Annotated in this window: 7 protein-coding genes and 1 pseudogene; 5 read left to right on the top strand and 3 right to left on the bottom strand. The window is 69.8% G+C overall.

Translation table 11 applies throughout. The features are described 5' to 3' along the window. Positions 1–667, top strand: a pseudogene (locus tag RNB18_RS27120) (serine/threonine protein kinase); the annotation flags it as partial. Between the two features lie 77 nt (positions 668–744). Here the strand turns inward: RNB18_RS27120 and RNB18_RS27115 are convergent. Further along, positions 745–2,157, bottom strand: coding sequence for an amino acid permease (locus RNB18_RS27115; RefSeq protein ID WP_311716708.1), 1,413 nt, complete (start codon positions 2,155–2,157; stop codon positions 745–747). A gap of 204 nt (positions 2,158–2,361) precedes the next feature. Here RNB18_RS27115 and RNB18_RS27110 point away from each other — a divergent pair, with 204 nt between their 5' ends. Continuing rightward, a complete protein-coding gene (locus RNB18_RS27110) occupies positions 2,362–2,847 on the top strand; it encodes a ribose-5-phosphate isomerase (protein WP_311716707.1) in 486 nt (161 codons plus the stop codon). A 159-nt stretch (positions 2,848–3,006) separates the two neighbouring features. Next, entirely contained in the window at positions 3,007–3,816 is an 810-nt protein-coding gene (locus RNB18_RS27105; protein WP_311716706.1) for an Fpg/Nei family DNA glycosylase, read from the top strand. 7 nt (positions 3,817–3,823) lie between these two features. Here RNB18_RS27105 and RNB18_RS27100 read toward each other — a convergent pair whose 3' ends face one another. Next, a complete protein-coding gene (locus RNB18_RS27100; protein ID WP_311716705.1) occupies positions 3,824–5,053 on the bottom strand; it encodes a GNAT family N-acetyltransferase in 1,230 nt (409 codons plus the stop codon). Positions 5,054–5,222: 169 nt separating this feature from the next. Here RNB18_RS27100 and RNB18_RS27095 point away from each other — a divergent pair, with 169 nt between their 5' ends. After that, positions 5,223–6,404 (top strand): PP2C family protein-serine/threonine phosphatase, encoded by a 1,182-nt coding sequence (locus tag RNB18_RS27095; RefSeq protein ID WP_311716704.1) that lies wholly within the window; start codon positions 5,223–5,225, stop codon positions 6,402–6,404. 52 nt (positions 6,405–6,456) lie between these two features. Beyond that, positions 6,457–6,915: an HD domain-containing protein gene (locus RNB18_RS27090; RefSeq protein ID WP_311716703.1), complete on the top strand. Its 459-nt coding sequence runs from the start codon at positions 6,457–6,459 to the stop codon at positions 6,913–6,915. Here the strand turns inward: RNB18_RS27090 and RNB18_RS27085 are convergent. Next, a complete protein-coding gene (locus tag RNB18_RS27085; RefSeq protein WP_311716702.1) occupies positions 6,912–8,033 on the bottom strand; it encodes an acyltransferase family protein in 1,122 nt (373 codons plus the stop codon). The two genes, RNB18_RS27090 and RNB18_RS27085, sit on opposite strands and share 4 nt — an antisense overlap. Positions 8,034–8,105: the final 72 nt, after the last annotated feature.

Below are 8,105 nucleotides of genomic sequence, written 5' to 3'. Positions count from 1 at the left end.
CCCCGCCACCCGCCACCGCGGCCGCCGCCGAACCGCCCTGGTCGCCGCCGGAAGCACGGTCGCCGCAGGTGCCGCCGTGGTCGCGATCATCCTCGCCACCACCTCCGGCTCGCCCGGCGACGACAAGGCGGGCGGCTCCCCGTCCGCCTCGGGCTCCGCTTCCGTCTCCGCCCCGGAATCCGGCGCCTCCACCCCCGCCGGCACCCCGTCCTCCACCGTCGAGGGCACCTCCCGCCCCCGTTCGCTCCCGCCCGGCGCACACGAGGAGGCCGGTGGGTTCGCGTGGGCGACCCCGACCGGCTGGCGGCGGGACGTGAAGACCGGGGCGGAGGTCCACTACACCTCGCCCGACGGAAAGCAGGAGCTCGCGGCCAAGTCGTCCCTCGCCCGGGGCGACTTGATGGAGACCTGGCGGACCTCCGAGCAGAACGCCCACCAGGGCCAGGACTACGCCAAGATCCGCCTGGAGGAGACGACGTTCCGCGATCACCCCGCGGTCGTGTGGGAGTACACCTTCACCCTCGACGGCATCCCCTGGCACGCCCAGCTGCTCGGCTTCAACGCGGGCGACAAGTCGTACCAGATCAACACCTGGTACCAGCCGGACACGGAGACGCAGGCCCTCAAGACGTACGAGAAGGTGAAAGACAGCTTCACCGTGCTGTGAGTGCACAACGCACAACGCACAACGCACACGCGAAGGGCCCCGCGGCACACGCCACGGGGCCCCAATCACACGCCTGTTCAGCCGACGGAGACCTTGTCCGTCACCTCACCGGCCGAGGCGGCGGTCGCCCGCCCGCGCCCGACCTTCTCCTTCACCACGGCGATGACCAGCACCACCGCCGCGACGAGCAGCGACAGCAGCACGGTCTCCCGCCCGTCGTGCTCCGTGTCGGTCAGCATGTACCCGAGGACGAACACGATCAACGCGGCCGTCGCCCAGGTCAGATACGGGTACAGCCACATCTTCACGACCAGCTTCTCCGGCGCCTCGGCCTGGATGATCTTCCGCATCCGCAGCTGCGAGAAGCAGATGACCAGCCACACGAACAGGGCCACCGCACCGGAGGAGTTGACGAGGAAGAGGAAGATCTTGTCGGGGGAGAGGTAGTTGAAGAAGACGGCGACGAAGCCGAACACCACCGACGCGAGAATCGCGGCCATCGGCACACCCCGGCCGTTGACCCGAGCGAACGCCTTGGGCGCGTCGCCCCGCTCGCCGAGCGAGAAGGCCATCCGGGAGGCCGTGTAGAGACCGGAGTTGAGACAGGACAGCACCGACGTCAGCACGATGAAGTTCATGATCTGACCGGCGTGCGCGATCCCGAGGGAGTCGAGCGCGGCGACGTAGGAGCCGTTGTCCTGGATGGACTTGGAGTCCCACGGGATCAGCGTGACGACGACGAAGATGGAACCCAGGTAGAAGACCGCGATACGCCAGATGATGCTGTTGGTCGACTTGGTCACGGCCCGCTGCGGGTCCTCCGACTCACCGGCGGCGAGCGTCGCGATCTCGCTGCCCATGAAGGAGAAGACCACGAGCAGTACACCGGTGAGGATGGCGCCGGGCCCGTTCGGCAGGAAGCCGCTGTGGTCGGTCAGGTTGGAGAGCCCCGCCTGGTCGGCGTCGACACCGGGCAGGACACCGAACACCGCGAGCAGGCCGATGACGATGAACGCCCCGATCGCCACGACCTTGATTCCGGCGAACCAGAACTCGAACTCGCCGTAGGACCCGACGGAGACGAGATTGGTGGCGGTCAGCACCACCATCACGATCAGCGCCCACCCCCACTGCGGTACGGCGGGTATCCACCCTTCGAGGATCTTGGCGCCGGCGGTCGCCTCGACGGCGAGCACGACGACCCAGAAGAACCAGTAAAGCCAGCCGATGGAGAAACCGGCCCAGCGCCCGAGCGCCCGGTCGGCGTGTGCCGAGAAGGAGCCGGAGTTCGGATTCGCGGCGGACATCTCACCGAGCATCCGCATCACGAGGACGACCAGCGTGCCGACGAGCGCGTACGACAGCAGGATGCCGGGTCCGGCGGTGGCGATACCGGAGCTGGAGCCCACGAAAAGGCCCGCTCCGATGACACCGCCGATGGCGATCATCGAGAGGTGACGGTTCTTGAGTCCGGCCTGGAGACCAGTCATACGGGGAATTCCTTCGTGCCGGGTGTGGGGATCCCGTACGAGCGGTGTACGGGCCGGTCCAGTGAATCGGAGGCGAAGAAGTTCGTGAACCTTTGAATCCAGATCGTTACTTGAGGTTTGCTTGAGGTTCCATTGTTGGGTTCACGGTTTTCCTGGCTGACACCCGGGGCTGCTGCCCCGAAACAGCCGTGTCACACTCATCCCATGCGCGTGTATCTCGGCTCCGACCATGCGGGCTTCGAACTCAAGAACCACCTCGTCGACTGGCTCAAGGCGGCCGGTCACGATGCGGTCGACTGCGGCCCCCACATCTACGACGCCCAGGACGACTACCCGCCCTTCTGCCTCCGTGCCGCCGAGCGCACGGCTGCCGACCCCGATGCCCTCGGCATCGTGATCGGCGGCTCCGGCAACGGCGAGCAGATCGCGGCGAACAAGGTCAAGGGCGTCCGGGCGGCCCTCGCCTGGAGCGAGGAGACCGCGTCGCTGGGCCGCCAGCACAACAACGCCAACGTCGTCGCGGTGGGCGCTCGCATGCACACCGCGGAGGAGGCGACGAAGTTCGTCGAGACCTTCCTCGCGACACCGTTCTCGGGCGACGAGCGTCACCAGCGCCGCATCGACATGCTGGCCGACTACGAGACGACGGGTGACCTGCCCCCGATCCCGGCACATCACCCCCAGCAGTAGCAATTCAGCCCCTCCGGCGTTTGAGGAGCGGGGGTCCGGGGGCCGAGCCCCTGGGGCGGGGTCGAAGGGGGCGGCGCCCCCTGGGGATGGGACGGGTAGGGGCGGCGGGGGCGAGAAAGACCCCGGCGCTCACCCCCGACACACAACAGAGGAGCCACCGTGCCTGAGGGGCACACCATCCACCGCCTGGCACAGGACTACGCCGAAGCCTTCACCGGCACGAAACCCCGCGTCACCAGCCCCCAGGGCAAGTTCTCGGACGCCGCCGCCCTCCTCACCGGCTCCGAACTCACCCACACCGAAGCCCACGGCAAACACCTCTTCCTCGGCTTCCGCGACACCGACTGGATCCACATCCACCTCGGCCTCTTCGGCAAGGTCGCCTTCGGCGCGACCCCCGCACCCCCGCCCACCGACACGGTCCGCCTCCGCCTCGCGAACACCACGGCGTACGTCGATCTCCGCGGCCCCACGACCTGCGCCCTGATCACCCCCACCGAGAAACAGTCGATACACGACCGCCTCGGCCCCGACCCGCTCCGCGCGGACGCCGACCCGCAGGTCGCGTACCAGCGGATCTCCCGCAGCCGTACGACGATCGCCGCCCTCCTGATGGACCAGAAGGTCATTGCGGGCGTGGGCAACGTCTACCGGGCGGAGGTCCTCTTCCGGCACCGCGTCGACCCCTACCGCGCGGGCAAGGACGTCACCTCCGCCGAGTGGGACGCGATCTGGACCGACCTCGTCGAGCTCATGCGCGAGGGCGTGCGGAACAACCGCATCGACACCGTCCGCCCGGAGCACACCCCGGAGGCGATGGGCCGCCCGCCCCGCGTCGACGACCACGGCGGCGAGGTCTACGTGTACCGCAGGGCCAATCTGCCCTGCCACATCTGTGGCGGCGAGATCCGCACCGCCGATCTCGCCGCCCGCAACCTCTTCTGGTGCCCGGCCTGCCAGAAACCTTGAGCGGGGCCTAGAACCCGTGCGGCAGCCAGGGCGCCACCGCCGACCCGAACCCCACCGCCGCCTCGGCCAACGCCCCCTGCCGCACCTCCCGCACCAGCCCGGCCCCCGCCAGCGAGGCGAGGCTCACGCCGCCGAGATAGGCGGCCGCCAACTCCCTTACGGACAGGACGAGATCGGCCGGGTCCGTCGTACGGTCGCACGACGCGCCCTTCGCGTCCCCGCTGAGCCGCCAACGCCCGGAGTTCCAGGGGCAGAAGGAGTCCTCGACCTCCAACACCACGTCCACCGGCGTCTGATACGTCCGTGCCTCCAGTGCGGCCCCGACGTCCACAAGCCGCACATGCAGCGAGTCCCGCACCAGCAGCGAACAGCGCCGGACGTCGGAGACGAGGTACTGCCAGGTCTCGTCGACCGGCCGCCGCCGCACGTCGATCCGCGAGGTGAGGTCGAGGTCGAACAGGAACCGCCACAGCGCGCCGTGCGTGGCCGGATCCAGCGCCTCCAGGTCGGAGACCACCACCGTGCCCCTGGGCCCGGCCGGCTCCCAGTCCGCCTTGACCCGGTACCGCACGAACCCCACGACCTCCCCGTCCCGCTCCGCGACCACGCACTGCAGGGGTGAGGCGCCGTCCCGGTCGCTCTCCGGGTCGAGCAGCCACAGCCGCTCCCAGCCGGGGACCCGGGCGATCATCCCGGGCCGCCGCGGCACGAGCCGGGCGTACACCGCCTCGCACGCGTCGAGCACGTCGGCGGGTGCCGCGTACCGCAGCCGTACGTCGTCGGTGCCGGGCGGCACGGACAGCCGCACCCGGGTCGTGTCGATGTCGGCGTTGACGTGATAGGTGGCGGCGCCGTACCCGAACCGGCCGTAGATCACCGGCTCGGAGGCCGTGAGCACCGCCAGCGGCTCGCCCCAGGACCGTACGTCGTCCAGCTGGCGCCGCATCATCGAGGTCAGCACCCCGCGCCGCCGGTGCGTGCCGGCCACGCCGACCATGGTGACGCCGGCGGCGGGCACTGAGGCGCCGCCCGGCACGGTCATCCGGAAGGCGAACGCCCCCGCCGTGCCCACACACCGCTCGCCGTCCCAGGCGCCGATGAACCGGTCGTCCACGCTGAGCTCACGCCACAGCTCCCGCTCCTCGGCCGACTCCGGGACCCCGCCGAAGGCGCGGATCAGGTTGCCGTACCACTCGTCCCATTCGTCCTGCCGAAGCACCCGCAAGTCAGTCCCCATGAACCATGCCTACCAGGGCATTGCGGGACGAGCGAGGGAATTTCCCCGGCACCCGTCGCCGGCCGGGGCGTGCACGGCCCCCCGGAGACTGTGAAGTTGAACCTCGCACGGGGGACAAGTCGTACCTCCTGTGCCAAGCAGGGGGTTCGACGGATAAGGTCCCGAACTAATGGCAGCAGGACGAGAGCGGCGCGCTGAAGCCGAGACGTTCACGGCCCGGTTGAGGATGCAATGGCACCGGGTCCGCGTCGGCCTGCGCAGAAGTGCCGTGGACTACTTCCGCGGCGACGGCTCGGACTGGGTCGCGCTGGCCGGTCTGCTCCTGACCGTCCCGGTGATCGCGGCCATTACTTTGATGAACTCGGTGTGGTGCTCTCCGGCCGCGCTGGTCCTGCCGATCGTCGCCGGCGGACTGCTGCTGCGCCCGGCGAGCCTGCTCGGCCTGTACGCGGCGGCGGCGACGGCCCTGATCGTGGAGTCGGTACAGCTGGGGCCGTACACCGAGGGACCGTCCCGGGTCACCCCGGGCGTGGTCCTGGTGGTGGCCGCCTGTGGCTTCTTCGGCCTGCTGATCGCCCAGTTCCGCAGCCGGGTCGGTGTGCCCTGGCGGCGCGGCGGCACCATGCTGTTCGACCTGCGGGAACGCATCCGGGTGCAGAGCAAGCTGCCGCAGCTGCCGCAGGGCTGGCACCGGGAGATGGCGCTGCGTCCCGCGGGCGGGCAGTCGTTCTCCGGAGACTTCGTCGTCGCGGCCCGTACCAACGGCGGCCGGACGATGGAGGTCGTTCTGACGGACGTCTCCGGGAAGGGCATGGACGCGGGATCGCGTGCGCTGCTGCTGTCGGGGGCGTTCGGCGGCCTGCTCGGTTCGCTGCCCCCGCATGCCTTCCTGCCCGCCGCGAACGGCTATCTGCTCCGCCAGGACTGGGACGAGGGTTTCGCGACCTCGATCCACCTGGTCCTGGACCTCGACTCCGGCGACTACGAGCTCTACTCGGCCGGCCATCCGCCGGGGCTGCAGCTCAGCGCGGGCAGCGGCCGGTGGGAGGAGAAGGCCGCGGAGGGCCCGCTCCTCGGGGTCTACGACGGCGCCCAGTTCGACCCGGTGAAGGGCTCGCTCCGGCCCGGTGACGTGTTGATGCTCTTCACCGACGGTCTGGTCGAGACGTCCGACCGGGACATAGTGGAGGGCATCGACCGCCTGACGGGCGAGGCCGACCGTTATGTGGCGGGCGGCTTCCACGGTGCCGCGTGGCACCTGATCGAGGCGGTCGCGAAGGACGTCAACGACGACCGCGCGCTCCTGCTGATCTGCCGGGAAGGCCCTACGGCCCAGTCCGTGCCGCGCTGACCAGGAACCCCGGGGTGGGGACACGGCTGGAGCCGTGGACGACACTGGAGGCATGACCGACGAGTTGACCCTGGCCGAAGTCGAGGCCCTCGCCCGCGCCGCGCACGAGGGCCAGACCGACAAGGCAGGACGGCCCTACGCCGAACACCTGCGGGCCGTCGCCGAGGGCGTACGCGCGCGGGGCGGCGACGACGAGCAGATCGCGGCGGCCTGGCTGCACGACTCCGTCGAGGACGACGCGCTCTCCGCGCACTGGCTCGACCAGGCCGCGCTGAGCCGCCGTACGAAGGACATCGTGCTCGCCGTCACCAAGCGGGCCGGGGAGCCGCCGGAGGAGTACGCCCGGCGCATCTTGGCGACCCCGGGCGCGCTGCTGGTGAAGGAGGCCGACCTGGCGCACAACGCGGACCCGGCGCGCCTGGCGGTCCTGGACGAGGCGACGCGGAAACGACTGACCGAGAAGTACGCGGGGATGCGCGCGCTTCTCGGTCTGAGCCCGGGGTCTGTCTAGGCGTCGACCTTCTCGCGAGGAGCAGCCGTCGTCCGTTCGCGCACCCGGGCCACGTCGGTGGCGTCCTTCTTGAACGCCCAGTTCATGTCCGGCTCCATCGAGAACCGGAAGACCCGGCGCACCGGCGAGGTGCACAGCAGGGTGACGGCGATCGCGGCCAGGGCGCTCACGAAGAGCTCGCCGAGCGGCCGGTGCAGCCAGGCGTGGTCGAACCAGCCCGCGAAATCCACACCCTTGATCAGGAAGCCGTGCAGCAGATAGCCGTACAGCGTGCCCGCGCCGAGCGCCGTGAACCACATCCGCCGGCCCGGCACCCAGGCGAAGAAACAGGCCGTCAGCAGCAGCGAACTGCCGAACATGGCCAGCACCATGACCGGTCCCGTCCACCAGGGCGCGCCCATCTCCTGGACGGCGTTGCGGTGGTAGAACCACTCGGTGTTCATCCGCGGCACCGCCCACCAGCCGACGGCGAGGGCGGCCACGAACACCGGCACCGCCGCGATCCGCATCGAGCGGCGCCGCACCATACGGAAGTGCTCGGGCTTCATGACCAGGCCCAGCACGAAGTACGGCAGGAACTGCAGGACCCGCTGGAGGTCCAGGTCGTCGCCGATGTCCGGGGTCACGGACGCCAGCATCGCGATGCCGAGCGCGAGCGGCAGCGGCCACCGCACCAGCTTCCAGATCGGCGTGGTCAGCCGCCAGATGAACAGCGCCACCAGGAACCAGGTCAGGAACCACGGGTCCAGAAGGCTGATGTCCATGCCGGGATCGTGGTCGGCGTAGCGCTTGAAGAGGGAGTACGCCGTCTCGAAGAGGACGTACGGCACGGCGACGCCGGTGATCAGCCGCCGCAGCCGGTCCGGGCGCATGTCGAAACTGCGGGAGAAGAAGCCGGAGATGACGATGAACGCCGGCATGTGGAACGAGTACACGACCGTGTACACGCCCTCCAGGATCCGGCTGTCGCCCTTGAGCGGCTCCCAGGAGTGAGCGACGGCCACCAGGACGATCGCCAGGTACTTGGCGTTGTCGAAGAAGGCGTCGCGCTGCTTGCTGGGCGGCGGGTCCTGCGGCGAGCGCGGACGGGGGACTGCGTCGGCGGCGGCTGGAAACATCTGAGGCACCCTAGCCTCGGCTGTGTGTTCCCGTAAAACCGGTCGTCTCGTGGCCGGTTGTTCACTTCTGAG

The organism is Streptomyces doebereineriae, from assembly GCF_031845645.1.
In the GTDB taxonomy this organism is placed as follows: Bacteria; Actinomycetota; Actinomycetes; order Streptomycetales; family Streptomycetaceae; genus Streptomyces; species Streptomyces canus.
This window is presented reverse-complemented; position numbering and strand designations above follow the sequence as displayed.